The following is a 658-nucleotide window of genomic DNA, read 5'->3' on the forward strand; positions in this document are numbered from 1 at the left end:
GTTACATGGTCGGGCGCATGCGGGTTTCCGACCTGGCCATAAGGGCCGTTGTCGCCTGTCAAACCATAGGAAAGTTCGACCAGGTTGGTCTTCCCAAGCACGATCGCGCCCGCCGCCTTGAGCGTCGCAATGGCGTCCGCGTCCTCAGTTGGCTGGAAGTCTCTGAGCGAACCGACTCCCAGCGTCGTGCGCAAGCCGGCCGTGAGATAGCTGTCCTTGATGCCGAGGGGAACACCGAGCAGCGGCGCGTTCACGCCCTTGGCGCGGGCCTTGTCGGCTTCGCGGGCTGCGGAGAGGGCGCCAGGCTCGTCCAGGGTGATGAAAGCTCTCAGGCCCTCTTTCCGCCGCGCCTTGGCGAGAAGGGCAGAAACATAGTTTTCGGCGCTGATCTCGCCCCGGCGAATGGCTTCCGCCGCGCCCGACACGCCCAGCCGTGTGAGTTCTACCGCTTCTGGCACATTGGCATCGATGGCTCTGGTCTGCTGGTTCAGCATGAGGCCTCTCCTCTCATTAGTAATCAGTTAGATGTTGCATGACATCTATTTGGATGTCATATAACATCTAACCTGTCAAGGCTCGTTCGTGAGTGGTAGCGAGGAAGCGTCGTTGAGGAAGTCAAACAAGGAAGCCGCTGAAACCCGGCGCGCCATCGTTGCGG

1 protein-coding gene is annotated in these 658 nt (G+C 60.6%); it reads right to left on the reverse strand.

Annotation, left to right across the window (positions count from 1 at the left end; translation table 11 throughout):
- Nucleotides 1-494 (reverse strand): amidase family protein (locus EOC06_RS28920; RefSeq protein WP_245470166.1); only part of this gene is annotated, 494 nt, incomplete at its 3' end.
- Nucleotides 495-658: the final 164 nt, after the last annotated feature.

Origin of the sequence: Mesorhizobium sp. M7A.F.Ca.MR.362.00.0.0, assembly GCF_004023175.1 — a bacterium.
Taxonomy (GTDB): domain Bacteria; phylum Pseudomonadota; class Alphaproteobacteria; order Rhizobiales; family Rhizobiaceae; genus Mesorhizobium.